Origin of the sequence: Halosimplex litoreum (assembly GCF_016065055.1) — an archaeon.
GTDB lineage: Archaea > Halobacteriota > Halobacteria > Halobacteriales > Haloarculaceae > Halosimplex > Halosimplex litoreum.
Genome location: NZ_CP065856.1, coordinates 567,680 through 591,672 on the forward strand (window position 1 = coordinate 567,680; position 23,993 = coordinate 591,672).

At 69.0% G+C, this 23,993-nt stretch carries 25 protein-coding genes and 1 tRNA gene; 12 read left to right on the forward strand and 14 right to left on the reverse strand.

Features of this window, described 5'->3' with window-relative positions; genetic code table 11:
- Positions 1–244: 244 nt before the first annotated feature.
- Complete coding sequence (locus tag I7X12_RS02885; RefSeq protein ID WP_198062384.1) at positions 245–568, forward strand: HalOD1 output domain-containing protein; 324 nt, start codon at positions 245–247, stop codon at positions 566–568.
- On the opposite strand, the gene I7X12_RS02890 is transcribed toward I7X12_RS02885, so the two are convergent.
- Positions 565–1,935 (reverse strand): nucleotide sugar dehydrogenase, encoded by a 1,371-nt coding sequence (locus I7X12_RS02890; protein ID WP_198062385.1) that lies wholly within the window; start codon positions 1,933–1,935, stop codon positions 565–567. The genes I7X12_RS02885 and I7X12_RS02890 overlap by 4 nt on opposite strands.
- Positions 1,932–2,915, reverse strand: a complete 984-nt coding sequence (locus I7X12_RS02895) for a Gfo/Idh/MocA family protein (protein ID WP_394355624.1) — start codon at positions 2,913–2,915, stop codon at positions 1,932–1,934. Before I7X12_RS02895 ends, I7X12_RS02890 begins: the two co-directional genes overlap by 4 nt.
- Positions 2,916–3,351: 436 nt before the next feature.
- Between I7X12_RS02895 and I7X12_RS02900 the strand changes: the two genes are divergently transcribed.
- On the forward strand, positions 3,352–3,897 hold the full coding sequence (locus I7X12_RS02900) for a DUF7344 domain-containing protein (protein ID WP_198062387.1): 546 nt from the start codon (positions 3,352–3,354) through the stop codon (positions 3,895–3,897).
- A gap of 844 nt (positions 3,898–4,741) precedes the next feature.
- On the opposite strand, the gene I7X12_RS02905 is transcribed toward I7X12_RS02900, so the two are convergent.
- The gene (locus tag I7X12_RS02905) at positions 4,742–5,017 is read right to left on the reverse strand and encodes a winged helix-turn-helix domain-containing protein (protein ID WP_006885155.1); all 276 of its coding nucleotides are present in this window, start codon (positions 5,015–5,017) and stop codon (positions 4,742–4,744) included.
- 367 nt (positions 5,018–5,384) lie between these two features.
- Here I7X12_RS02905 and I7X12_RS02910 point away from each other — a divergent pair, with 367 nt between their 5' ends.
- The 3 genes from I7X12_RS02910 to I7X12_RS02920 all read left to right on the forward strand — a co-directional run bounded on the left by I7X12_RS02910 (position 5,385) and on the right by I7X12_RS02920 (position 7,697).
- Positions 5,385–5,870 (forward strand): DUF7344 domain-containing protein, encoded by a 486-nt coding sequence (locus I7X12_RS02910; protein WP_198062388.1) that lies wholly within the window; start codon positions 5,385–5,387, stop codon positions 5,868–5,870.
- A gap of 130 nt (positions 5,871–6,000) precedes the next feature.
- Positions 6,001–6,597, forward strand: coding sequence for an acyltransferase (locus I7X12_RS02915; RefSeq protein WP_232342995.1), 597 nt, complete (start codon positions 6,001–6,003; stop codon positions 6,595–6,597).
- Positions 6,594–7,697, forward strand: a complete 1,104-nt coding sequence (locus tag I7X12_RS02920) for a DegT/DnrJ/EryC1/StrS family aminotransferase (RefSeq protein ID WP_198062390.1) — start codon at positions 6,594–6,596, stop codon at positions 7,695–7,697. Before I7X12_RS02915 ends, I7X12_RS02920 begins: the two co-directional genes overlap by 4 nt.
- Positions 7,698–7,721: 24 nt before the next feature.
- Here the strand turns inward: I7X12_RS02920 and I7X12_RS02925 are convergent, their stop codons facing one another.
- On the reverse strand, positions 7,722–9,500 hold the full coding sequence (locus I7X12_RS02925; RefSeq protein WP_198062391.1) for a class II glutamine amidotransferase domain-containing protein: 1,779 nt from the start codon (positions 9,498–9,500) through the stop codon (positions 7,722–7,724).
- 578 nt (positions 9,501–10,078) lie between these two features.
- On the opposite strand from I7X12_RS02925, the gene I7X12_RS02930 reads away from it, so the two are divergent.
- From I7X12_RS02930 to I7X12_RS02945, 4 genes are all read left to right on the forward strand, one after another.
- Positions 10,079–10,984, forward strand: coding sequence for a polysaccharide deacetylase family protein (locus I7X12_RS02930; RefSeq protein WP_198062392.1), 906 nt, complete (start codon positions 10,079–10,081; stop codon positions 10,982–10,984).
- Between the two features lie 301 nt (positions 10,985–11,285).
- Positions 11,286–12,236, forward strand: a complete 951-nt coding sequence (locus I7X12_RS02935; RefSeq protein ID WP_198062393.1) for an NAD-dependent epimerase/dehydratase family protein — start codon at positions 11,286–11,288, stop codon at positions 12,234–12,236.
- A gap of 88 nt (positions 12,237–12,324) precedes the next feature.
- A complete protein-coding gene (locus tag I7X12_RS02940; protein WP_198062394.1) occupies positions 12,325–13,311 on the forward strand; it encodes a glycosyltransferase family 2 protein in 987 nt (328 codons plus the stop codon).
- Positions 13,312–13,599: 288 nt separating this feature from the next.
- On the forward strand, positions 13,600–13,872 hold the full coding sequence (locus I7X12_RS02945; RefSeq protein ID WP_198062395.1) for a hypothetical protein: 273 nt from the start codon (positions 13,600–13,602) through the stop codon (positions 13,870–13,872).
- 54 nt (positions 13,873–13,926) lie between these two features.
- On the opposite strand, the gene glmS is transcribed toward I7X12_RS02945, so the two are convergent.
- Both glmS and I7X12_RS02955 read right to left on the reverse strand, forming a co-directional pair.
- Positions 13,927–15,735 carry a glutamine--fructose-6-phosphate transaminase (isomerizing) gene (gene glmS, locus I7X12_RS02950; RefSeq protein WP_198062396.1) on the reverse strand — a complete coding sequence of 603 codons (1,809 nt, stop codon included), beginning with the start codon at positions 15,733–15,735 and terminating at the stop codon, positions 13,927–13,929.
- Positions 15,736–15,915: 180 nt separating this feature from the next.
- Positions 15,916–16,488 carry an HTH domain-containing protein gene (locus I7X12_RS02955; RefSeq protein ID WP_198062397.1) on the reverse strand — a complete coding sequence of 191 codons (573 nt, stop codon included), beginning with the start codon at positions 16,486–16,488 and terminating at the stop codon, positions 15,916–15,918.
- 357 nt (positions 16,489–16,845) lie between these two features.
- On the opposite strand from I7X12_RS02955, the gene I7X12_RS02960 reads away from it, so the two are divergent.
- A complete protein-coding gene (locus I7X12_RS02960; RefSeq protein WP_198062398.1) occupies positions 16,846–17,511 on the forward strand; it encodes a DUF502 domain-containing protein in 666 nt (221 codons plus the stop codon).
- Positions 17,512–17,572: 61 nt separating this feature from the next.
- Here the strand turns inward: I7X12_RS02960 and I7X12_RS02965 are convergent, their stop codons facing one another.
- The 3 genes from I7X12_RS02965 to I7X12_RS02975 form a co-directional block, all read right to left on the reverse strand.
- Entirely contained in the window at positions 17,573–17,857 is a 285-nt protein-coding gene (locus tag I7X12_RS02965) for a DNA-directed RNA polymerase subunit L (protein ID WP_198062399.1), read from the reverse strand.
- Positions 17,858–17,952: 95 nt separating this feature from the next.
- Entirely contained in the window at positions 17,953–18,273 is a 321-nt protein-coding gene (locus I7X12_RS02970; protein WP_232342997.1) for a C2H2-type zinc finger protein, read from the reverse strand.
- On the reverse strand, positions 18,270–19,667 hold the full coding sequence (locus tag I7X12_RS02975) for a hypothetical protein (protein ID WP_232342999.1): 1,398 nt from the start codon (positions 19,665–19,667) through the stop codon (positions 18,270–18,272). Before I7X12_RS02975 ends, I7X12_RS02970 begins: the two co-directional genes overlap by 4 nt.
- 196 nt (positions 19,668–19,863) lie before the next feature.
- Here I7X12_RS02975 and I7X12_RS02980 point away from each other — a divergent pair, with 196 nt between their 5' ends.
- Both I7X12_RS02980 and I7X12_RS02985 read left to right on the forward strand, forming a co-directional pair.
- Complete coding sequence (locus I7X12_RS02980) at positions 19,864–20,727, forward strand: cytochrome c oxidase subunit 3 (protein WP_198062400.1); 864 nt, start codon at positions 19,864–19,866, stop codon at positions 20,725–20,727.
- A 38-nt stretch (positions 20,728–20,765) separates the two neighbouring features.
- Positions 20,766–21,008 (forward strand): DUF7385 family protein, encoded by a 243-nt coding sequence (locus tag I7X12_RS02985; RefSeq protein ID WP_198062401.1) that lies wholly within the window; start codon positions 20,766–20,768, stop codon positions 21,006–21,008.
- A gap of 42 nt (positions 21,009–21,050) precedes the next feature.
- On the opposite strand, the gene I7X12_RS02990 is transcribed toward I7X12_RS02985, so the two are convergent.
- From I7X12_RS02990 to I7X12_RS03010, 5 genes are all read right to left on the reverse strand, one after another.
- Positions 21,051–21,404 carry a hypothetical protein gene (locus tag I7X12_RS02990; RefSeq protein WP_198062402.1) on the reverse strand — a complete coding sequence of 118 codons (354 nt, stop codon included), beginning with the start codon at positions 21,402–21,404 and terminating at the stop codon, positions 21,051–21,053.
- Between the two features lie 41 nt (positions 21,405–21,445).
- Positions 21,446–21,622, reverse strand: coding sequence for a hypothetical protein (locus tag I7X12_RS02995; RefSeq protein WP_179911711.1), 177 nt, complete (start codon positions 21,620–21,622; stop codon positions 21,446–21,448).
- 158 nt (positions 21,623–21,780) lie between these two features.
- A complete protein-coding gene (locus tag I7X12_RS03000; RefSeq protein ID WP_198062403.1) occupies positions 21,781–22,449 on the reverse strand; it encodes a M10 family metallopeptidase domain-containing protein in 669 nt (222 codons plus the stop codon).
- A 355-nt stretch (positions 22,450–22,804) separates the two neighbouring features.
- Positions 22,805–22,879: transfer RNA gene (locus I7X12_RS03005), tRNA-Thr, on the reverse strand.
- A gap of 77 nt (positions 22,880–22,956) precedes the next feature.
- A complete protein-coding gene (locus I7X12_RS03010) occupies positions 22,957–23,943 on the reverse strand; it encodes a class I SAM-dependent methyltransferase (RefSeq protein ID WP_198062404.1) in 987 nt (328 codons plus the stop codon).
- Positions 23,944–23,993 lie beyond the last annotated feature (50 nt).

The window sequence follows — 23,993 nt, forward strand, 5'->3', positions numbered from 1 at the left end:
TTTCTTGATTGAACAATCACCAGCGTTAGTATAACGCGGTGGTTACCCCGGCCCGTTTCGGCCGTCCGGGAGTAAGGCCGACGCTACGGGCGAACCGACCGGGGTATGCGATCCGTTCGCATCGTAAGGGTGGGGCTTCGCGATGCGTCGTGATCCCGAAGCTTCTTTGCGAGCGGGGAGAATTCCCGTGGTGTATTCGAATGGTGTCAGAAACGACTGCTGGAGCACACTGGGTGGTGTGAGGATGGCGGAACGAACGGCGGAGGGAGACGACCCCGTGGCGGTCCGGGAGGGCGGACCGCGCGTAGTTCACTCGCGAGCGGCCGACCGAGACCGGGAGACGGACCTGAGTATCGCCGTGGTCGAGGCGATCGCCGAGGCGAAGGCGATAGAGCCGACCGAGATGGAGGCGACCCTGTACGACGCCGTCGACCCGGACGCGCTCGACAGACTGTTCACCGACCACGGAGGAGCGGTCGCCGGCCGCGTCGTGTTCGAGATCGGCGCCCACGAGGTCACGGTGCAGTCGAACGGTGACGTGCTGGTCAGACAGATCGACCCTCGCTAGTCCTCCCCGGAGCCGTCACCGAACCGGACGACCGGGTGCCCGACAGCGTCGGCGTCGAACTGCCGACGCCCGTCGAGGACGACCGGGTCGTCGAACGCCGCCCAGGGGATCGTCTCGAACTCGTCGTGGGCCGTGGCGACGACGGCAAGGTCCAGTTCGCGGGCGCCGATGTCGTCCAGCGAAACGCGCTCGACGCCCTCCGGCGGCGAGTCCGTGGTGACGGGGTCGACCGCGTACACCGTCCCCGCGCGGTCGGCGAGTAGCTCCGCGATATCGACCCCGGGCGAGGCGCGCGTCTCGTCGACGCCGGGGCGGTAGGCGAGTCCGAACACGGCGACGGTAGCGTCGGACAGGTCCCGACCCTCGTCGGCCAACGCCTCGGCCGCCCGGTCGACCGTGTACTCTGGCATGTACTCGTTGACGTGTCGGGCCGTCTCCAGCAGCGGCGTCGCGCTCTCGAGCTCCGAAATGACGAAGTACGGGTAGTACGGGATGCAGTGGCCGCCGACGCCCGGGCCGGGGTCGTGGATGTCGCAGAAGGGCTGGGTGTTGGCCACCGCGATCGCCTCGGGCACGTCGACGCCGAACTCCCTCGAGAGCGTCGCGAGCTCGTTCGCCAGGGCGATGTTGACGTCGCGGTACAGCCCTTCGAACACCTTCACGCACTCGGCGGTCGCGGCGTCGCTCACCGCGTAGATCTCCGCGTCGGTGATCTGCCCGTAGACCAGCTCGGCGACCCGGGTGCTCTCGTCGTCGGCACCGCCGACGACCTTCGGGTGGGCGCCTCGGATGTCGTCGAGCGCCCGACCGCTCATAGTCCGCTCGGGGCAGACGGCGAGGCCAAACTCACCGAGTTCGAGGCCGCTCTCGGCTTCGAGCCAGGGGCTCACGCGGTCGCGACAGGTTCGCGGTGGGACGGTCGACTCGACGATCACCGTGTCACCGGGCTCGAGCCCCTCGCCGACCGACCGGACCGCCGCTTCCAGCGCCGAGAGGTCGGGCCGGTCGTCCTCGACGAGCGTCGGGACGATGACGACGTGGACGCTCGCCTCGGCGGCGGCGCCGACCGCGTCGGTCGTCGCCGACAGCGACCCGTCGGCAGTCAGTCGTTCGACCGCCTCGGGGAGCCCGGGCTCGCCCTCGATGGGGCACTCGCCGGCGTCGACGGCCCGGGCAACCTCGGGGTCGATGTCGACGCCGGTCACCGCACCGGACACCTCGGCGTAGACGGCGGCCAGCGGCAGGCCCATCTTCCCGAGGCCGTAGACGGCGACGGGGACCGAGCCGTCGGTGAACGCGCGTCGCTGGGCGGGTTCGTCGGCGTCGGCTCCGTAGAGTGCCGTCGGTTCCGAGCGCTGGCTGCTCATGGGCTGGGCACCTCCGCGGACGGGCGGTCGGACCCGCCCTCGGCGGCGGCCTCGATCCGCTCGGCGAGTTCGACCGCGCGGATGCCGTCCTCGCCGGTCGTCTCCGGTTCGGTCCGCTCGCGGACCGACTCGGCGAACGACGACAGTTCGTTTTTCAGCGGCTCGCCCGTCTCGACGGTCGGTCGTTCGATGACGCTCTCGTGGCGGTAGCGCACGTCGCCGTCGGTCGCGACGTACTCCGGCAACGAGTGGCGGTGGATCTCGACGGACTGGTCCATGTAGTCGACCTCGACGTGGCAGTCCTCGGCGGTCACCGCCAGGTCGCGGACCCGCTCCTGGGTGACGCGGCTGGCCGTCAGCGACGCGACGCGGCCGTCGGCGAACTCCAGCTGGGCGACGACGTGGCCGCCCTCGGCCGCGCCGGCCGCCGCCACGTCCACGACAGGCTGGTCGGTCAGCGAACAGATCACGTCGATGTCGTGGATCATGAGGTCGAAGACGACGCTGTCGACGCTGTCGCGGTCGACCGGTGGGCCCTGCCGTCGGGCGGCGAAGGCGATCGGGTCGGCGTCGACCATGACGTCACCCAGCGCGATGACGGCGGGGTTGTACCGCTCGATGTGGCCGACCTGGACGAGACAGTCCGCCTCGCGGGCGGCCGCGAGGAGGTCCCGTCCCACGTCGGGGTCGGCGACGAACGGCTTCTCGACGAGGATATCCGTCCCGGCGTCGATGGCCGCTCGCGCGACCGCCTCGTGGAACCGCGTCGGGACGACCACCGAGACGGCCTCGGTCCGGGCGAGGAGCGTCTCGCGGTCGCGTGCGGCCGTGTCGAACTCCGCGGCGACCTCGGCGGCGCGGTCGGCGTCGACGTCGGCGACCCCGATCAGGTCGACGCCGGGGAGTTCGCTGTAGACCCGCGCGTGGTGGCGACCCATGTTCCCGACGCCGACGACGCCGGTACGGACCTGGTCGCTCACGACCGCCCTCCGTCGCCGGCCGCGCCACGGCGTCGCGCGCCGACCGAGTTCGACCATCGCTCGACCCGCGTGAGCGCGCCGTTCGACGCGTTCCGGGCCCGGTTGCCTAACGGGGACCTGACCGCCGGTGTCGACCGTCCGTGCTTCATGAATCACCCGGGGGTAGCGCCGAGCGTCGGCTTTGTTATGCGTTTCCTTTGACTGGTAGCCCGTCGATACGGATCGGCCCGCCCAGCGGGTCGCTCACGGTCTCCCCGGATACGGCCCGAGAGCGCCTATCACGGCCGATAACCGGACCCCAGGCGGTCGCGGTTCGGGTAACCGGTTCGTAACAAAGTGAGACCCACTGATTTGCCCGTCTGTGTCGAGATACGACAATGGGGTGGCTGCCAGTAGTAACAGTCCACCGACATACCGACGCGAGGGCTGATGGTGGATGTCGACAGACGAGGAGGCGCTCACGCAGGACGTCGTCTTCGACATCCTCAGTAGCGCCAGACGACGCTACGTGCTCTATCTGCTCCGCACCGACGACGCGCCGGTCGAACTGACGGAGCTCGCAGAGGACGTGGCGGCCTGGGAGAACGACACGACTGTCGAAGATCTGACGAAACAGCAACGCAAGCGCGTCTACGTCTCGCTGTATCAGACGCACGTCCCCAAACTCGAGGACGCCGGGCTGGTTCGCTACGACCAGGACACCGGTGAGGTCGAGCTGACGCAGGCGGCCAACGACGTCGACCAGTACCTGAACCCGGGCGAGCGGGAGGTGCCCTGGCAGTACCTGTACCTCCCGCTGGCGCTCCTCGGGATCGCCCTGGTCGCCCTGTCGAACCTGAACGTCTGGGTCTTCGCGGACATGACCGACGTCACGCTCGGCGTCATCGTCTTCTCGGGCTTCCTCCTCACCGTCGGCGCACACATCGTCGTGTGGACCATGAACCGCCGTCAGGTCCCCGACGACCTCCGCAGACACTCCTGACGCCTCGTGGGGCGACGCCGCCTGCCGTGTCCTCTCGAGCCGTCAGTGCCCACCGACTCCGGGACGGGGCGGTGCCGACCGGGGGCGGCGCTGGTCGAACGAAGCGAGGCCGCCAGAACACGGCGGCGCGCCGAAAGTGACAGGAACCCGGGTCGACGGTGCCGGCGACTACTCCTCTTCGACGTCTTCGGGCAACAACTGCTCGGGCTCGCGCTCGTAGGCCGGCGTGTCCACGAACTGGGCGATTCGCTCCAGGTCGCTGTCGGAGATGTGTTCCGTCATCGGCTATGATCCCGTCCCACCGACCGATAGTAATCCGGCCCCTAAAGCCGCTTCGTGCCACGAGACCGTCGGGCGGCGTCTCGGCACGCGACTCGCAGGTATTCGCTAGTCTCCCCGCCGGAACGACGCGACACCGTGGAGCAGAGCCGCATCGTCGTCGCTCGCGCCCCGCACGGACTCGGCACGCGACGCGGCGCGCCCGCGCGTGACGCCGCCGATCGATCCACCGGTCCGGGCCTGCAGGCCTCCCGGAAGGGAGCGACCATCCCCACAAGTGTCACGAATGGAGCTGATTCCGAGCCGGACGGCCCGGGAACGGTCACCCTACTCGCGGGGTACCCATTACAAACCTATGCCTGTAAAGTCGAGCGCGGTTCGGACGGGAGTCGGACGCGAGAAACGGCGGTTCGGAGTGGGACGGCGTCGGGTAAGGGCGCCGTACTCGCCGGTCGAACGGGCGGTCCCCGGTCGTCACGGGTGGCGTGCGGAGCGACGCGAGGTGTCGCCGGCCGACGGCTGGGTCGGCCGCTCGCCAGCTGGTGCGCGGTCGGGCCGGATTCGCTCACACCATGTTTTCGGCTTCGATCTTGTCCCACACGTCGCGTCCCTGTTCTGTGAGGCCGTAGACGCGGCCTTTCTTTCGGTCGTCGGAGACGAGGAGGTCCACGAGCGACCGTTCTCGGAGGCGCTGGAGCGCCCGCGAGACGTGCGCGATACCCACGTCCTCGTCGGAAGCGATCTGCGACGGCGTCGAGGGGCCGTCTGCGAGTCGCTTGAGAACTGCGACGCGATACCGCGAACTGATGACGAAGCTGACGTCGTCCCAATCTGTGGTCATTGTTGCAATGTAGTGTCGGACGGGTGCATCCTGCTGCCGGTCGGTGACCGGGAACTCACGCGGACGTTGTCGTCGGGACCCGCTTGCGTCCCACTTTCCGCTGTACTCACACCGAGTCGGCTACCACGTAAAGAGGTTTCGACGCTCCAGAATTTTCGCTTTGCGTACCGCGATTACGGTGGTCTGAACGGTCGCGCCGACCGGCCGGCCGAGCGCGTAACCTCGACATAACGCACCCCCCGCCTGGCGCGGAGTCGCGCACGCGGTCGACGCCAGTTCGCGCCGGACGCTTTGGTCGGATCGTCCGGTGCGAGCCGGTCGTGTCCCGGAGGCGAGAGTATATAACAACGGAGTGAGAACTGACGGTATGGGGTCAGAGCAGCCACCGGAGAGCCGGTCGAGTGACGACGACCGGCGAGGAGGCGGAGATCCGGACGGACCGAGGGGGAAAAGCGACGCGGACGGCGAGAGCGCGACGAACGCGTCGGCGACCGAACCGGGGGAGGGCGACGCCGCCCGCGAGCGGTCGGTGTCGGTCGACGACCTGTTCGAGTTGCTGGCCCGTCCCGGCAACAGGTACACGCTGGCGTATCTGAGCCGGGCCGAGGGGCCGGTGCCCTACGAGGACCTCGTCGAGACTGTCGTCGACGGGGCGAATACCCCCGAAGGGCTCTCGACGGCCGACTTCCGCGACCAGGTCGCGACGAGGCTCGTCCACTCGAACCTCCCGAAGCTCGACGACGCCGGCCTCGTCGAGTACGACCGCGCCCAGCGGACGGTCCGCGCGACCGAGACGACGGCCGTCGCGGTTCCGTATCTCGAACTCGCGATGGACCAGTTTTCGACCGAGTGACGCGGGCGTGGCGGACCGCCGTCGTGGCGCGTACGGCCGGCGCAACACGTCGACCGGGGACGCGTCGTGACGGCCGCCCGCGCAAGCGCTCCATAACAAAGGTCGACCGGTGCCGACCGTCGACCGACACATGAGCGAACAGGACCTCTCGACCGTCCGAATCGGCGACGGCTGCGACGTCGCCGAGACGGCGGTCGTCGGCGAGCCCGGGGGCTCCGACGGCGCGTACACTCGAATCGGCGACGACGCAACCGTCCGCGGTGGTACCATCCTCTACACCGACGTCGAGATCGGCGACGGCTTCTCGACCGGCCACCACGCGCTGGTCCGCGGCGGAACCGAGATCGGCGACGACGTCCTCGTCGGAAGCCACGCCGTCCTCGACGGGGACGTGACCCTCGGTTCGCGCGTCAGCTGCCAGACCGGCGTCTACCTCCCGCCGAAGACGACCGTCGAGGACGACGTGTTCCTCGGCCCCCACGCCGTCGTCACGAACGATCCGTACCCGGTTCGCGAGACGAGCGACCTCGTCGGCGCCACCCTCGAATCGAACGTCTCCGTGGGCGCCAACGCGACGGTCCTCCCCGGCGTGACCGTCGGCGAGGGGTCGTTCGTCGCCGCCGGCTCGGTCGTGACCGAGGACGTACCGCCGAGGACGCTCGCGATGGGCAACCCAGCGCGTCACGACCCGCTCCCCGAGGCGCTCCTCGGAGGGAACGAGCTGTGAGCCTCGAAGACCACCGCCGGATCCCCATCGCCGAGCCCGCACTGGGTAGCGAGGAACGCGAGCGCGTCGCGGACGTGCTCGACAGCGGGATGATCGCCGACGGCGAGGAGGTCCGCGCGTTCGAGCGGGAGTTCGCCACGACCTGTCACGTCGACCACGGCGTCGCCACCTCGAACGGGACGACGGCGCTACACACCGCCCTGCGTGCCTGCGGGATCGGCGAGGGCGACACCGTCGTCACGACGCCGTTCTCGTTCGTCGCGACGGCCAACGCCGTCCGCTTTTGCGGCGCCGAGCCCGTCTTCGCCGACGTCGACCCCGACACCTACAACCTCGACCCGACCGCGGTCCGCGAGGCCGTCGAGATCCGTGGCGGCGACGTGGACGCCGTCCTCCCGGTCCACCTCTACGGGCTGCCCGCGCCGATGGACGAACTGTGCGGGCTGGCCGAGGAGTACGACGCCGTCGTCGTCGAGGACGCGGCCCAGGCCCACGGCGCCCGCTACCGCGGCGAGCCGGTCGGGTCGCTCGGCGACGCCGCCGCGTTCTCTTTCTACCCGACGAAGAACATGACCACCGGCGAAGGTGGGATGGTCGTCACCGACGACGAGCGGGTCGCCGACCGCGCGGCGCGGTTCGTCAACCACGGTCGCAACGACCAGTACGAGCACGTCGAACTCGGGCACAACTTCCGGATGACGAACGTCGCCGCCGCGATCGGTCGCGTCCAGCTCAAACGTCTGTCGCGGTTCGTCCGCGCCCGCCGGGACAACGCCGCCGCGCTCACCGAAGCGCTGGCAGACGCTCCCGTCGACCCCCCGACGATCCCCGACGGACTCGACCACGCGTTCCACCAGTACACCGTCCGGGCGCCCGACCGCGAGCGGTTGGTCGCTCACCTCGACGACGGCGGGATCGACACCGGCGTCTACTACCCGACACCGATCCACGAGCAGCCGGCCTACGAGGGCGTCGACGAGCGCTTCCCCGTCGCCGAGCGAGCCGCCGAGGAGGTCCTCTCGCTGCCGGTCCACCCCGGTCTCTCGGAGGCCGACCGAGAAGCGATCGCCGACGCGCTCGCGCTGTATCAGACGCGGTAGAGAAGAGGTGCGGCCGGGTTTCTCTCAGACTTCGACGGCCGACCGCCCGCGGGCGGCGGTGTCGTCGTCCAGGTGCCGACGCGCCCAGAGTTCCAGCCCCGTCAGCGCCGCGACCGGGGCGAACGTCGACAGATCGCGCGCCGCGAGGCGGTCGTGCAGAGCCGACACGGCGGCTGCGTCGAGGGGAGCGCGCTCGGCGACGCCGTCGAGGAGGTCGTCGACGAACCGCCGGAAGCGGTCGTCGGTCGCGTACCGGCGGGCGTACCCGTCACCGGCCGGCACTCCACGCTCGTCGCTCGCCGCGTCATCCCGTGGCGCGGCCGAATCGGCCCCGCCCGGTCCCGTCGGGATCACCGCCAGGTCGGAGCCGAGCCGTTCGGCGACCGCTCGGCGGATCGGTGGGGTGCCCGCGCCGACCGGTGCCGAGATGGGGAGCGTCCCGAGCCGATATGCGGTGGGCATCCGCGCGGCCGTGTCGAGTAGTGACCCGCTCGCGAGCGTTCTGGTGCCGACCTGCCGGCGCTGGACCGCGCGACTCCGCAACTCGGTCGCCGCCCGGACCTGTGTGGCCGCGTCGACCGCCGTCCGCTCGGCCGGCCCGTCGACGCAGTTCGCGACGACCGCGTCGACGGAGTCCAGCTGGTCCGCGTCGACCGCGAGCAGGTCGCGGACCGTCTCCGCCGGGATGACGGACTCGTGCTCGGAGAGCGCGCTCGCCGCCGAATCGTCCGCGGCGATGGCGCCCGCCCACGTCGCCGCGTCGAGGGCGGCGTCACCGTGGACGAGCACGTCGGCGTCGTCGTGGAGCCCGTCGGTCACGTAAGCGAGCGCGTCGACGGTCGACCACGCCACCATCGCGTCGGTCGCCGCCACGGCGTCGGCGACGGCGTCGACGAGGTGGTGATCCGGCTCGCCGTGATCCCCCGCGTTCGGCGTCCCGAGACGCGTGGCGACCGATGCACCCGTCTCCCTGTCGCCGCCGGTCGGACCCGCACACGCGAGTGTCCGAATCGGGGGCGACTGGTCCGCGAGCACCGCCGCGGCGATCCGACTGTCGGCGTCGCCCGGGAACCAGAGCGTCCGGTCGCGCGCCGTCGTCGCCACGTCCGCCAGCGCACGCCGGTAGTCGGCCAGCCACCGGTCGGGGTACCCCGACGGCGCCAGCCCCTCTGGGGCCGGTTCCCAGTAGCGCTCGGTCGACACCCCGTCGTCGACGGTCAGGCGCGTCGCCGGTGGGAGGCTCCCGACCTCGGTGAGGAGCGTCCGCTCGCCGACGACGCCGCCGAACAGCAGCAGGTCCCCCACCGCCCGAGGGTCCAGCGTCGGATCCGCCCGCTCGGCCGCCAGCGGCCCGAGTTCCGACGCGAAGGCGATCCCGTCGCCTTCGAAGCGGTCGCCGGCCCCGTCGGGGTCGCCGGCCGGCGCGTAGTAGAGCGGCCGGCTCCCGGCTTTGTCCGTCGCTAGGTGGACCACGCTCGCGCGAGTGTCGACGCAGGCGAGCGCGAACGGGCCGTCGAGCCGCGCAAGCGTGTCCCGGGAGTCGTCGGCGACCCCGCGGAAGAGGTCGCCCCACGACAGCGCCAGCCGGTCGCGGTTCGACACGACTCCGTAGACGACCCCCAGGAGACCGTCGCCCCGCCAGACGACGTTCGCGTCCGGGTCGCGCGTCCCGTGTTCGAGCACGCCCACGGCCGCCGCTCCTTCGCTCGCGGTCTCCAGTTCGTACCAGTCCTCCCGGACCATCGCTTCGGCCATCTCGTCCAGCTCCGTGTCGCCCGGCGACCGTCCGATCAGTCCCGTCATGGCCGCGACGTGACCGCAACCGGCTATTGTTATAGGCCCCCTGCGGACACCCTCTCGCCGATATCGATTCCGATACCGCCGACTCGGTCGAACCGATACGGTCTCCCGGTCCGAGCCCCGTCGATACGTTCGCCCGGACGAAAATATCGAATTTAGCAAAAGAAACGAAAACAGACAGATAGAGAGTGCGTTACGCCGGACGGAAGCCCGACCACGCGGAGTATCTACTAACTCACCGTATTCGCGCCCACAGACGCGATATATCTGCCTCTTCGGTGACCGCAGATGGGCCCGGCTCGTCGTGCCGGACCATCGTTTCGATATCGCGATATACGCTTTACGACCTGTTTCGGCCGCGTTCTGCGCCCCCGTAGCCGATCGGCGAGGTTCCGATTGGTCGAACAGAAATACAATCTTTGAATTATACCACCGTTTTTGGTAGTGCTGTCGATTACTCGGCGTCCTCTGCTCGCTCGCCTCGGTCGGGGGACGGGGCGGCGGAAGGGCGCGGCGGATAATCGCGGGATAACAATCAGTGCGTGCGGTCTCGGCTACCGCATGAAAGGGGGCCACGAGTCGTGGGATCGGTAGTCCTCTCGGTCGACGCGGAGCTGGCCTGGGGTTTCGTCGACTACGACGACCCACCGAGCGACCGGGTCGAGAGCGGTCGGGAGGGCTGGCGGACGCTTCGGCGACTCTGCGAGCGGTACGACGTGCCGGCGACCTGGGCGGTGGTCGCGCATCTGCTGCACGAGGACTGCGACGGCCGTCACGCCGACCACCCGATCGGCCCCGGATGGTTCGCTCGCGAGCGCGACGAGTGGGTCGACCGGCCCGACCTGACCCGGGGGCCCGAACTCGTCGAGCGACTCCGGACGTCGCCCGTCGACCACGATATCGGCTGCCACACGTACTCACACGTCGAACTCGGCGCTCCGGGGACGACGCGAGCGATGGCGGCCGCCGAGCTGGAGCGCAGTCGGGCGCTCATGGACGAGTGGGGGATCGACGGACGGTCGTTCGTCTTCCCGCGCAACAACGTGGGCCACGTCGACCTGCTGCCCGACTACGGCTTCGAGGTCTACCGCGGACGCCGCCCGGTCGAACGCCGGTCGCTCCCCGCGAAGCTGCGGACCGTCGCTATCGGGGACGGCCGCCCTCCGCTCGTTCGACCGACGGTCGACGACGGTGGCCTCGTGACGCTGCCGGCGTCGCTGTTCCTCTACAGCTTCGAGGGGCTTCCACTGCGAGCGAGCAAGCCCGTCGTCGGCGACCCCGTCGTCGAACTCGTCGAACGCGGGTTGGACGCCGCGGCCGAGGGCGAAGGCGTCCTCCACCTCTGGCTCCACCCGAACAACCTGGTCGACGACGACGCGATCGAACGGATCGAAGCCGTCCTCCGAGCTATCGACGAGCGCCGCGATACGGTCTCCGTCGAGACGATGGCCGACGTCGCGACCCGACGACGCCAGAGGCTGCAGTGATCCCGCTCTCGACTGCGGGACGCACCGCGCCCACCGGTCGCCCCACCGCGCCCACCGGGTCCGCACCGGTTCGGACACACCAGCCCGACACGGCCTCACCCGTCCGTTTCGACGACTGATTTTCGGGAACGCGGTCGCTACGAACGGTTCAATCGACACATAACTATGAGTACGGTGTGCCGAATGAAGCCAATGCGTGTCAGCGACCGCCCCGGTCCGCGGCGCTCGGCCCCGGACCGCGGAGACCGGTATCGACCCGACGCATCGACCGAACGGACGCCCGACGCGGGGGTGACCCGGCGTGACGACTGATCCGGCGAGCGAGCTCGGCGGGCAACGCGTCCTCGTGACCGGCGGGGCTGGCTTCGTCGGGAGCCACCTCACGGGCGCGCTGACCGACCGCTGTGAGGTCACCGTCCTGGACGACTGCTCGACGGGCGAGCCCGGGAACGTCCCCGACGGCGCCGAGCTGATCCGCGGCGACGTGCGCGACCCGACCGACCTCGAACGAGCGATGGACGGCGTCGAGGTCGTCTTCCACCAGGCGGCGCTGGCCGACGCCCGCGCCTCGCTCCGGTCGCCGGTCGAGGGACACCGCCGGACGGCGACGGGCACGGTGAAGGTCCTCGACGCGGCTCGGCGCGCCGACGCCCGGGTCGTCACGGCCTCCAGCGCCGCGGTGTACGGCCGACCGGACACGCTTCCGATCCGCGAGTCCGACCGGAAGACCCCGCTCACGCCGTACGGGATCGACAAGCTCGCAGCCGACCAGTACACGCGGCGCTTCGCCGACCGGTACGGGCTGGAGACGGTCACGTTGCGCTATTTCAACGTCTACGGTCCGGGACCGACGGGCCATCGGAGTGGCCCCGGCGACGTGGTCGGTACCTTCCTCGACCGGGCGCGCTCGGGCGACGTGCTCCCGATCGAAGGCGATGGAACCCAGACTCGGGATTTCGTCCACGTCGAAGACGTCGTTCGGGCGAACCTCCGCGCGGCGACGACCGACGCGACCGGGCGGGCCTACAACGTCGGCAGCGGTAGCGGCGTCTCGGTCCGGGAGGTCGCCGAGCGCGTCGTCCGGCTGGTCGACTCGGACAGCGAGATCGTCCACAACGACCCCCGCGAAGGAGCCAGCAGACACAGGCGTGCGGCGCTCGGGCGCGCGCGAAGTCGCCTCGGCTACGAGCCGGCGTACTCCTTCGAGGAGGGGCTGACGACGCTGGTCGACCGGGCGGCCGTCCCGGGCTGAGCGCTCGTTTGGCTCGGACCACGTCGTCGTATGAGAGCTATAACAAAGCCCACCCTTCGCCTAGTGCCGACCGACGACCACCACGCACATGTATCAGGACACGACAATCGGCGTCGTCGTGCCGGCGTACAACGAAGCGGGCTTCGTCGGCGACGTCATCGACTCGATCCCGACGTTCGTCGACCGCGTCTACCCCGTCGACGACGCCTCGACCGACGGGACCTGGGCGGAGATCCACGAGCACGCACAGCGCCAGAACGCGCCGACGCCGGAACTCGTCGGCGACGGCGGGACCCAGCGCCGGGTCGTCCCGATCCAACACAGCGAGAACCGGGGCGTGGGCGGCGCGATAAAGACCGGTTACCAGCGCGCGGTGGCAGATGGGATCGATGTCGTCACCGTCATGGGCGGCGACGGGCAGATGGACCCCGACGTCATCGAGCGCATCATCGACCCGGTCGTCGACGGTCGGGCCGACTACGCAAAGGGCAACCGCCTCCTCACGGACGACCACCACGACTCGATGCCCGCCTTCCGTTACGTCGGCAACGTCATGCTCACGTACCTCACGCGCATCGCCAGCGGCTACTGGGGGATCGGCGACCCCCAGAACGGCTACACCGCGATCTCGACCGACGCTATCGAGGCCGCCGACCTCGACGAGATGTACGAGTTCTACGGCTACTGCAACGACCTGCTCGTCCGGCTCAACGTCGCCGACATGCGCGTCGTCGACGTCCCGACGCCAGCCGTCTACGGCGAGGAGGAGAGCCACATCGATTACTCGACGTACATCCCCAGAGTCTCGGCCATGTTGCTCGGCAGCTTCCTGTGGCGACTCCGAACCAAGTACGTCGCCGACCGGCCCCACCCGGTCGCCCTGTGTTACCTGCTGGGCGCCGGTGGCCTCGCGACCGGGGTCGGCGCCGGCCTGCTCGTTCTCCTGCGCGGGACGGCGGTGGCCACCGCCGCCACTGCCGTCGGGATCGGCCTGTGCTTTCTCGTCCTCGCAATGGTTCTGGACAAGCGTTCCAACGATCACCTCACGAACGTCGTCTCGGCGACACTCGGCTGAAGTCGGTCCCAGAGACTCCGAGGTAAGCCGCTCCTACGCCGGCGCACGACATCGTTCGAGCGTCCCTGAACCTCCCGACTCCGGAGGTGTCCGCCGGTCGGCTCGTTCGGTGGTAGCAGGTATCACTGCAAGTATCCGGTAACTGTCTCGTCACCACTACGCAATCGTCTCTCGGACAAGTCAGTTCAGACGGACAGTAGCGTTATACGAGTAGGTGGGCATTACCGGAAACGTGACCCCCGAGTCGTGGCGGATCGGCCGCCACGCGGGACGAGCGACGGAGCAAGCATGACCGAAGACAACGAGAACGCCGACGTGTGGACGGACGGACAGACGAAGTCGCGGGGTGGTCAGACCCTCCCGGCGGACTGGTGCGACCAGCCCGTCGACCCCGACTTGGAAGAGAACCTCGGCTACGAGCTGATCGCGTGGGAGAAGATCAACGTCGTCGACGACCCGGACCAGGTCATCTTTCTGCCGGACTCCGAGGAGCAGTTGCGTGACGACGCCTTCATCGTCTCCGGGGAGAACGCGGTGTGTGACCTGGCGGACAAGCGGTGAGCCGTCGAGTGACGATAGCTCGCACACTCGGTCAGGAACGCGAGTAGCGCGGGGTCACTCCACCGTGACGCTCTTGGCCAGGTTGCGCGGTTTGTCGACGGGTCGGTCCAGCAACGTCGCGGTGTGATAGGACAGCAGCTGGAGCTGGACGTTCGCCAGGACGCCGACGAGCTCGGGATGGGTTTCTGGCACCCACAACACGTCGTCGGCGACCGCGGCGACTTCTTTCTCCGAGCGCGGAGCCACCGCCACGACCGGTGCCCCTCGTGCGCTCACTTCCTCGATACTCCCGACGAGCTTCTCGGTGTGCTGGCCCGTGCAGATGGCGAACACCGGGGTCGACGGCGTCACCAGCGCCAGCGGTCCGTGTTTGAGTTCGCCCGCTGGGAACCCCTCGGCGTGTTCGTAGGAGATCTCCTTGAGCTTGAGCGCACCCTCCAGCGCGACGGGGTGGCCCGTCCCGCGGCCGATGAAGAAGTACGCGTCGCTGTCGTCGTAGCGGGTCGCTAGCGCGCTCGCCGAGGAATCGGCCAGGATCGTCTCGACCCCGTCGGGCACGTCGTCGAGCGCGGCCGGTAGCCCCGAGGGGGCCGACCCCGACCCGCCCACCTCTCGAGCGATTCGCTCGGCGAGCAGCCCCAGCGTCGCCACTTGCGAGGAGAACGTCTTCGTCGCGGCGACGCCGATCTCCGGGCCGGCCCGGATCAGGACGGTGTCGTCGCACTCGCGGGCGGCCGTCGATCCGACGACGTTGGTCACCGCCAGCGTCCGCAACCCCTCCGAGGCACCCCGACGGAGCGCCGCGAGCGTGTCGGCGGTCTCCCCGCTCTGGGTGACCCCCACGAGGACCGTCCCGTCCTCGGTCGGCGGCGCCGTCACCGCGTACTCGCTGGCGAGGTACGCCCGGGCGGGGACGCCCCGGTCACGCAGCAGTTGCGCGCCGTACAGCGCCGCGTGGTAGGACGTCCCGCAGGCGACGAAGTGGATCCGCCGTGCGTCGGCGAAGGCGTCGGCCGACAGCGACTCGAAGGCGACCCGCTCACCGTCGGCACGGCCGCGCACGGCCTGGGCGATCGCCGTCGGCTGTTCGTCGATCTCCTTGCGCATGTAGTGGTCGAACGACCCCTTCTCGACGTCCTCGGAGGTCCAGTCGACCGTCTCGACGCTCCGCTCGACCGGCGTGCCGTCGGCGTCGGTGATGTCGTATCCCTCCGGCGTAACCCGGATCACGTCGCTGTCTTCGAGGTAGACCACGTCGTCGGTGAACTCCAGGAACGCCGGCACGTCGCTCGCGAGGTAGTACGAGTCGTCGCCGACGCCGAAGACGAGCGGCGACCCCTGGCGGGCGGCGTAGACGGCCTCCTCGTCCTCGTGGACCATAGCGATCGCGTAGCTGCCCGCCAGATCCTCGACCGCGCGCCGAAAAGCGCCCTCGACGCTCTCGCCCTCGGTGACGTACGTCTCGACGAGGTGGGGGACGACCTCCGTGTCCGTGTCGCTGGAGAAGGTGTGTCCCATCTCCGAGAGGCGCTCGCGCAGTTCGCCGTGGTTCTCGATGATCCCGTTGTGGACGACGGCCAGCTCACCGTAACAGTCAGTGTGCGGGTGGGCGTTGGCGTTCGTCGGCGGGCCGTGCGTGCTCCAGCGGGTGTGTCCCAGCCCGACTCGTCCGGCCATCGAACTCCGCGAGAGGAGGTCGACGAGTTCGTCGACTTTCCCCTCGCGCTTGAGGACCTCGACGCCCGCGCCGTCGGCGACGGCGACGCCCGCCGAGTCGTACCCTCGGTACTCGAGATTCTGGAGGCCGGTCAGCAGCGTCGACACCGCGTCGTCGGCGCCGATCGCGGCGGTGATGCCGCACATCAGCGCCACCCCCGGCCGGCTCCCAGCGCTCCGCCGGTCTCGGTCCGATCGGTTCGTGCGACAGGCGACTCTGTCATGCGTTCGCCTAGCCGAGAACGTGACATTGTTATGTATAGACTTGACGGGGCGAGAACGGGGTAGGCGGTCGGTACGTTCGGCGGCGCTCGGCGTCGAACCCGGTTACGGCTCGACGACCAGCTGGCGCTCCTCGCAGAAGTGGTGCAGTGCGTCGGCGAAGTCCGCGACCGCGTACTCTTGCCCGTCGATCCTGCAGGGGAACACGCCGGCCAGCGAGTCGTCGCAGTAGAGCGCGGTGGTCACGCGCGGCGGGACGAGCGCCCGCGCCGTCTCGTCGGCCATCGCCGAGTCGAGATCCCTGACCTCGAAGAACGGACTCGCGGTGGCATCGTGGTCGCCACCCCACTCGTCGAGTTCGGCGATGCGGTCGAGCAGCGCCCGCTCGGTGTCCGTTCCCGCGCAGGTCTCGCAGAGACAGAGCCGGTCGCCGGTGACCGTCACGGAGACGGCGTCGAGCGAGGACTCGTCGGTCAGTTCGTCGAGTCGCGCGATCAGCGCCTCCTGGCCCGACTTGGCGCCGAGCGGCGGCAACATCGAGCGGACGAACACCTCGACCCGTCGTTCGTCGGCCGACTCGAAGCGGTCGGCCGTCGCGTCCAGCCACGCCCGGAACGCCGGGCGGTCGGTCGTCTCCGAGTTCGAGATATCTATCGAATCCGAACGGTCTCGTGTCACGGTTGGGTCGGACAAGCCCTGGAACGGTCTTGAACGGCCCAGACCGTTCACCTCGCGAGCCGCGAGTAGGGGCCTCGGACGATCCGGTAACGACCGCCGGACGACCGTTAACGACTTCCGGAACGGTTGGGCCGGCGCGCCGTTTCGGCTGTTCGGACCGTCCCGTCTCGAACCGGACGCGTCCAGCGCGACTTCGGTCACCGGACCTGACCGGCCGGTCCCCGCTTCGAACCGACCGATCCCCGCTTCGAACCGACCGATCGCCGCCGATAGCGACGGTATCGATCGCGCACCTCTCGGTAATCGACGCCTTCCGGCGCCCCCCAGTTTTTTCCTCGCCGCGACCGACCCCGAGGTATGCCACTGACCAGCCGACTCAAGGAGAGCTTCGTGGCCGGGCTCATCCTCGTCGCGCCGCTGGCGGTCACTCTCTACATCCTCCGGATCCTGGTCTCCTTCTCGCTGCAGTTTATCGACCCGCTCGTCGCCGAACTCGGGCTGATCGAGACCGCCGCCAACGTCGAGCTCGCGGCGCAGATCCTGGCGGTCGTCCTGATCGTCGCGGTCGTCACCGCCCTCGGCCTCCTCGCCCAGTGGTCGATCGGGCGACACCTGTTCGGGAACCTCGGGCGGACGATCAACATCGTCCCCCTGGTCAGCACGATCTACGGCGGTGTCCGACAGGTCGCGACCTCGCTCGTCGACACCGGGTCCCAGTTCGAACGAACGGTCCTGGTCGAGTACCCTCGCGACGACGTCTACTCGATCGGCTTCGTCACCGGCGAGGGGACGGCCAGCTTCGACGAGGCCACCGGCGACCGGGCCCACTCCGTGTTCCTCCCGAACAGTCCGAACCCCACGGCCGGACGGCTCGTGATGGTCCCCGAGTCGGAGATCCACGAGACCGACATGAGCGTCCGCGAGGGGATGCGCATGATCGTCACCACCGGCATCGGGGGCGAGGCCGAAGGAGTCGACGCCTACGACGACTACGCCGTGCCCGAGCCCGAACGGGCCGACTGACTGGCGAGTCCTGCGGCTCGCGGGCGAGTTCGAAAGGACGAGAATCGAACGGATCGGGCCGTCAGGCCGCGGCTTCGAACGCGTCGGTGAAGTCGTTGGACTTCTCGATGACCCGCTCGGCGCCGGCCTCCAGCGCGTCGAGCGCGTCGGTCTGCTCGTCGGTCTTGATGGTCAGTACGGGGTCGGTCTGGCCCCCGGACTGTTCGGGATTCACGTCGTAGGTCGCCGCCGTGATCCCCTCGGTCTCCAGTAGCGCGCCCTTCAGCACGTTCATGAAGGTGTGACTCTCGCCGGCGATCTCGATAGAGATCATCGTCGGCTCTTTCTCGATGACCCGCAGTTCCATACGCGTATCCAGCCCCCTCGCTCGCATGAAACTTACGTTCCCGGCGTCCGCGCCCGTCGTTCCCGCGGACCGTCGGCAGCCGCCTGCGACCGCTCTCAGACGACCGCGTACACGATCAACAGCCCGAAGTACACGAGGACGAGCGCAGCCAGCGCCTTGAGTCGGAACCGCCCGAGCTGACCGGACTCGGCCTCGTAGGCCTCTTCGTAGGCCGTCCGCTCGGCAGCGGAGATCGCCGACTCGTGGGCGCGCCCGCGGTGGAGCGCGAGCAGTCCCTCGGACTCGAAGGGGCGCCCGCAGTACTCGCACTCGGCGACCGACGCGTCCGGCGGCACGTCGTAGGCGGTGTCGTCGGGGGCCGCGCCGTCCGCGTTCGATCCGTCGGGTCCCGCGGTGGTGGGTGATGTCTCGGTCATTGGAGGTATGGCAGGGGCACGTCCGGTCGGGTGACGATCCAGAGGCTGGCCATCGTGTAGAAGATCATGACGGCGATGAAGGGGTACTGACTGCGGATGGCCTGCAGGCGACCCGGAAACAGGTCGAAGGCAGTGACGTGGGCGGCGAGGATGGCCAGGATGTGCCCACCGAGCACGCCGGCGATAGCGACGCCGCCGAACCAGTTCGGAACGACGAGCAGTCCCGGGTTCACCGTCGCCAGCGGCGCGGTCACCGCGGCGACCAGCGCCGGGATCAGCGAGAGGAAGTACCCGAGGAAGTGCGCGACGTGGTAGCCGGCGGCGATAGCCAGTAGCGGCGGCGCGAACCGCCGGGCGAGGGTCTCGCTCGCGACGTAGGTCGGCGCCGTCCGGCGTGCGAGCCGCGACGCGAGCAGGTAGACGCCGAGGAAGAGAACGAAGCCGACGACCATCGCGCCCGGGTACAACGCCGCGATCGGGTAGCCCAGATTCACCAGCGACCGGGCGAGGGTTCGCCAGGCCGGCGTCGCGACGAACCCGTCGAAAGTGGTCACCCAGAGGATCGCGACGACGAACGCCGTCTCGTCGACGCCGTCCAGTCGGTCGCTCGTGAGCCCCGCGCCGGGGAATCGCAGCGAGAGCGATCCGTCGGCGTCCCGGCCGACCGGGGCGACGGCGCCGTAGTAGCGGAACACCCGCGAGACGGGGTCGGCCTGGCGGAACCACGTGTCTGTGCCGTAGACCACCGCGCCGGCCAGCGTCACGACGGAGTAGGCCACGACGGTGACCGCGAGGATCCGCGGGTCGTCGGCCAGCGGGCTGACCACTTCGACCCAGATGAGCGCGAGCAGACCGGCGACGCTCGGCCAGGCGCCGAGCGTCCAGCGGTACTCCCGCCCCAGGTCCGGCAACACCTCGGCGATCGCTCGCCAGGGGTTGACGGCCGGCCACGAGTTCCCCACGAGGTAGGTGCTCATCACGAACCCGGCCCACCAGCCAGCCCAGACGATCACGACGGCCGGATTCGAGAGCGGGTCCGTCGGCCCGACGAACCCAGTGACGACGATACCGACGAGCGTCGCCACGCCGAGCGCGCCGGCGGCCCACCGGAGCGCGGTCGGGGCCGGGAGCGCGAACCGCCGTCGGGCGTCGACCAACCAGTCCAGCGCCGAGCGGTCGGTCGCGAACGTCGCCAGCAAGAACGAGGCGCCGACGACCGCGCCGCCGGTCCCCAGCATCAACCACGTCGGCACGCTCAGCGACTCGCGGGCCGACCCGCCCAGCGACCCGCCGTGGGCGAGTACGGGTCGCGCGACCACGACCGTCGCGAGCGCGACCGCGGCCGCCGTCGCCGACCGAGCGGCCGCGACCGTCCGAGTCCGTCGTCGGTCCATCTGCCGGAGTTTAGACCCCCCTCCCGGTCAAAGTATCGAAGCGCGGTCGCCCAGCGGTCCAGGCCCGCGACGGCCGGCGGCCCGCACCCGAGACGGTCGACGAACACGTTCGGAAACCCGTGGGCGTGGACGGGTCCCGACACCGGGCCCGGCCGGTTTGGGAGGCTTTTTAGTGTTGCTGGCGCAAGTCCCGAGTATGAGTCTCGCGGACGATACGTCAGAGGACCACGGGGACCACGGCGGGCACCACCTGCCGGCGGTCGAGGACTGGCCGCGCGGGTTCGGCGAGGCCAGCTGGTGGCCGTTCGTCACCGCAGTCGGCGCGGCGGGCATCTACCTCGCCGCCGCGCTGTTCGTGCTCGGTCGTGGTCAGGAACCGCTCGTCGACCCGATGTACGGCCCGGTCGCGACCGTCGCCAGCGTCGGCCTGTTCCTGATCGGCCTCTACGGCTGGCTGTACCACGCGTTCGTCGTCAACTTCTGGGAGGGCGGCACGGACGAACACGGCAGCAGCACCCTCCGGGTGGCGATGATACTGTTCCTCGGCTCGGAGATCGCGACCTTCGGTGCCGGGTTCGTCTACTACTTCTTCATCCGCGCGGGTGCGTGGTCGACCGAGGGGTTCCCGGACTTGCTGGGTAGCCTCATCATCATCAACACGTCGATACTGATCGTCAGCAGCTTCACGCTGCACTTCGCACACACCGCGCTGCGGAAGAACAACCGCACCCGTTTCCTCCAGCTGCTCGGGCTGACTCTACTGCTGGGCGTCGTGTTCATCGGCGGCCAGATCTACGAGTACTACGAGTTCATCGTCCACGAAGGGTTCACCCTCACCGGCGGCGCCTTCGCCTCCGCGTTCTACGGCCTGACCGGCCTCCACGGGCTCCACGTCAGCCTCGGCGCGGTCCTGCTGGGTATCGTCTTCCTGCGCGGCCTCAAGGGCCAGTACTCCGCCGAGAAACACACCTCCGTCAGCACGGCTTCGATGTACTGGCACTTCGTCGACGTCGTCTGGGTGTTCCTCGTCGTCGTCCTCTACGTCGGCGCCGAGATCTGAGCGGGAGTTTCAAGACGATTTCTCCCCATCCTGGGGGTATGGAACCGCTCGACGTCGAGAACAGCTTCGACGTGCACGAGTACCGCCACGGGCTGAAACTGGTGAGTCAGGACCGGGCGACGATGCACCTCGAAAACCGCGACGACTTCGCCTGCCCCGCCTGCGGCGACGCGTTCGACGATCTCTTCGTCTCGGAGAAACGCGAGAACACCTTCGGGAGCCCCGGCGGCCCCTTCTGCGTCGTCCGCACCGACGACCAGGTGCTGTTGCTGACGCACTGACCGGATCGCGGGCGCTGCCGACGGCCCGCGTCTCGCTGCTCGTCACGCCGAGTCCTCACCCCAGACGCCCGCCACCACCAGCGCCAGCAGGAAGAAGTACGTCACCAACCCCCACCAGGCCACGGCGACGGCCCACGGCCCGCCCACCCACACCGCGAGACCTGCACCGCCGACGAGCGCGACCGCACTCCCGACCTGCACGACGGGGCGCTCCCACAGCTCCACAACCGGCGTCTCGGCGACGAACAGCGCTTCGACTGCCAGCCCGGCGGTGACACCCATCACGGCGACTGCGGGCCGAGCGAGCAGGGACAGCGACGCCGTCAGTCCGAGCGCTGCCGACAGCGCACAGACACACCCGGTCGCCAGCAGCGCGTCGCGAGTCGTCGACTGCACGGGTAGGTTGGGGCGGTCGCCGAAAATAGGGGTTCCGACGCTCAGGTCGTGAACCCGGACTCGGCCTCGTGCTCTTCGAGTACCCACTCCAGTTCCTCGATGGCCCGGAGGATCGCGACCTCCGCTTCGTCCTCGAGCTCCGAGGTCGGCGGGTCCGTTCTGTCGTACGCGTCCTCGAGTTCGGCGATCCGTTCCCGGATGTCGTCCTCTGACCGCATACTCCTACCGAGCGCGCGGATCCGCTTGATGCTACCGGTCGGCGCCGTCCGGAGGAGGCCACTCGCCCACAGTCTCGATGCCGTGACCGTGGTCGAGACCCCCGTTGTCCGCTGAAAGAGACGAACTTGGGGAGACGGCGAACGCTTCGCCGGGGTCGTCACCGGTAGAACTGACCCGAGAGCGATCTCCCGTAGTGGTTCTGCCCGAAGGCGGGCCAGTCGTGTCTGTAGAACGCGTCACTGATCGCGGTCCCGCTCGCGTACCGTCGAGCGGCGTATCCCAGCGTGCCGATCGAGGTCTCCCCGGCTGCGAAGGCCTCGGCGACCGCCGTGAGGTGGTCCACGGCTTCGTCCGTGCCCCACTCGCAGAGCAGGACCGACTCCATACTGTCGAACACGTCGACCGTCTCCGCGGAGAGCGCTACGTCCGGGTCGGAGTCGGCTGTCTGACCGACGTACGGGTCCATCAGTGTTCCCTCGACGTGTTCGTAGCCGAGATTGTGTCCGATCTCGTGGGCGACGACGGTCGTATCGACGAGGTCGTCGTAACTCCTGTTGAGTACGATATAGTCCCCGCCTAGCGCGGCGTAAGCGGCGATAGATCCGTCGGCCCACTTGTCTTCGAAGTGGGCCTGGTCGCGCCAGTAGATCCGGTGGGTCTTCGTCGACCGAGCCGTGAAATCCGGCTCCGTCGCTACGGGGAGTTCGTCCCTCTCCGTGTCGTCGACGAGTCGACACTTCGGAGAGCCGTCGTCGCTCGACGACCTGGCACACGCACCACCGACGCCCGCGGCCGCTACCGACTCGAGGAAGGTGCGTCGGAACATGACTGAAGAGATGAACTATCGTTGGTACCGAGAGAGAGGTCGTCGGATCCGGTACCGTCCGAGCCAGCGTGTTTCGGTCGGGGTCGCTCCCGAACGGGTGGTTCGAGTGCGACGTCGTCAGTCGGTCCCCCCGTCGGCGAGGCGCGATCTGTGTCTGGCATCACACGACAGTGACCCTGGGTTACTCAATAGTATGAGTGCGTTATTTTCGGAAGCGTTCGCTTGCCTTCGAGAACTGTGGACGACACCGTAATCGACAGATACGAGCCCACCACCGCGTTTCCACTCCCGAAACAGATCTACCCGCTAGTCGGCCGATTTCGGCGACTTCCTTCGGGGCGGTCCCGTCTGAGAAAGCCGGTGGAGGGATTTGAACCCTCGGCCTAATCCTTACGAAGGATTCGCTCTAGCCAGTCTGAGCTACACCGGCGCGTTCGGTGACTCCGTTTCAACGTACCGCCGATAACCGCAATAAGGGTTGCGAATCGGGCCGACTCTGTGAGAGGATCACTGGGCCCGCATCAGTCGCACGTCCAGACAGACGTTCAGCTCGTGGGGCGCGTACGACCGCACGGTGTGACGTCGTTCGACGGTCACGTCGTACTCCGGCTCGGCCGCCTCGCGGATCGCCCGCTCGCCCGGGCCGTAGGGGTCGTCCTCGTGCTGGAAGTCGTAGTAGTGGACGACGCAGTCGTCGCTCGCCAGCGCCACCGCGCTCTTGAGGAACTCGTCTGCGCTGTGGGGCAGGTTCATCACCAGACGCTCGGCCCAGTCCTCGTACTCCGAGGCGACTTCGCGCACGTCTCCCTGGATCGCCGTCACGCGCTCTTCGACGCCGTTGCGGCGGGCGTTCTCCCGCAGGTACTCGATGGCGTCCCCGTTGATGTCGACGCCGACGGCGGTCGCGCCGCGCTTCGCGAACGGGACCACGAACGGCCCGACGCCGGCGAACATGTCGAAGGCGCGTTCGCCCTCACGCACTTGCTCGGCGACGCGGTGGCGTTCGGTCGCCAGCCGCGGCGAGAAGTACACCGTCGCCAGGTCGAGGGCGAACTCACAGCCGTACTCGCGGTGGACGGCTTCCGTGCTCTCGCCGGCCAGCACCTCCCAGTCGCGCACGCGTTCGGTTCCCTTGACTTTCGACGCCCGGTTGACGACCGTCTTCACCGGGAGCGCGGACTCGACGATGGCGTCGGCCAGCGCCCGGGCGCGCTCGGCGTCGTCCTCGTCGACGATGACCACGTCGCCGAGGCGTTCGTAGGACGGGTCGAACTCGAGAATATCCGCCGGCATCGTCTGGGTCTCCCGCGGCTCGGCCTCGCGGCTGACCAGTTCGAACTCGTCGGGGACGGCCGAGGGGTCGGTGACCGGCACGTACAGCGACCCGTCGGCGACCGCGATCTCGTAGTCCTCGTCGACCAGGTCGGCGTCGGCCAGCCGCCGGCGCGTCGCCTCCCCCTCCTCGCGGGGCACCCGAACGCAGGAGACCTCCATAGCACCGATAGGTCGCCGTCCCGCGGTAAGCCTGACGCTTCGGACGTCGT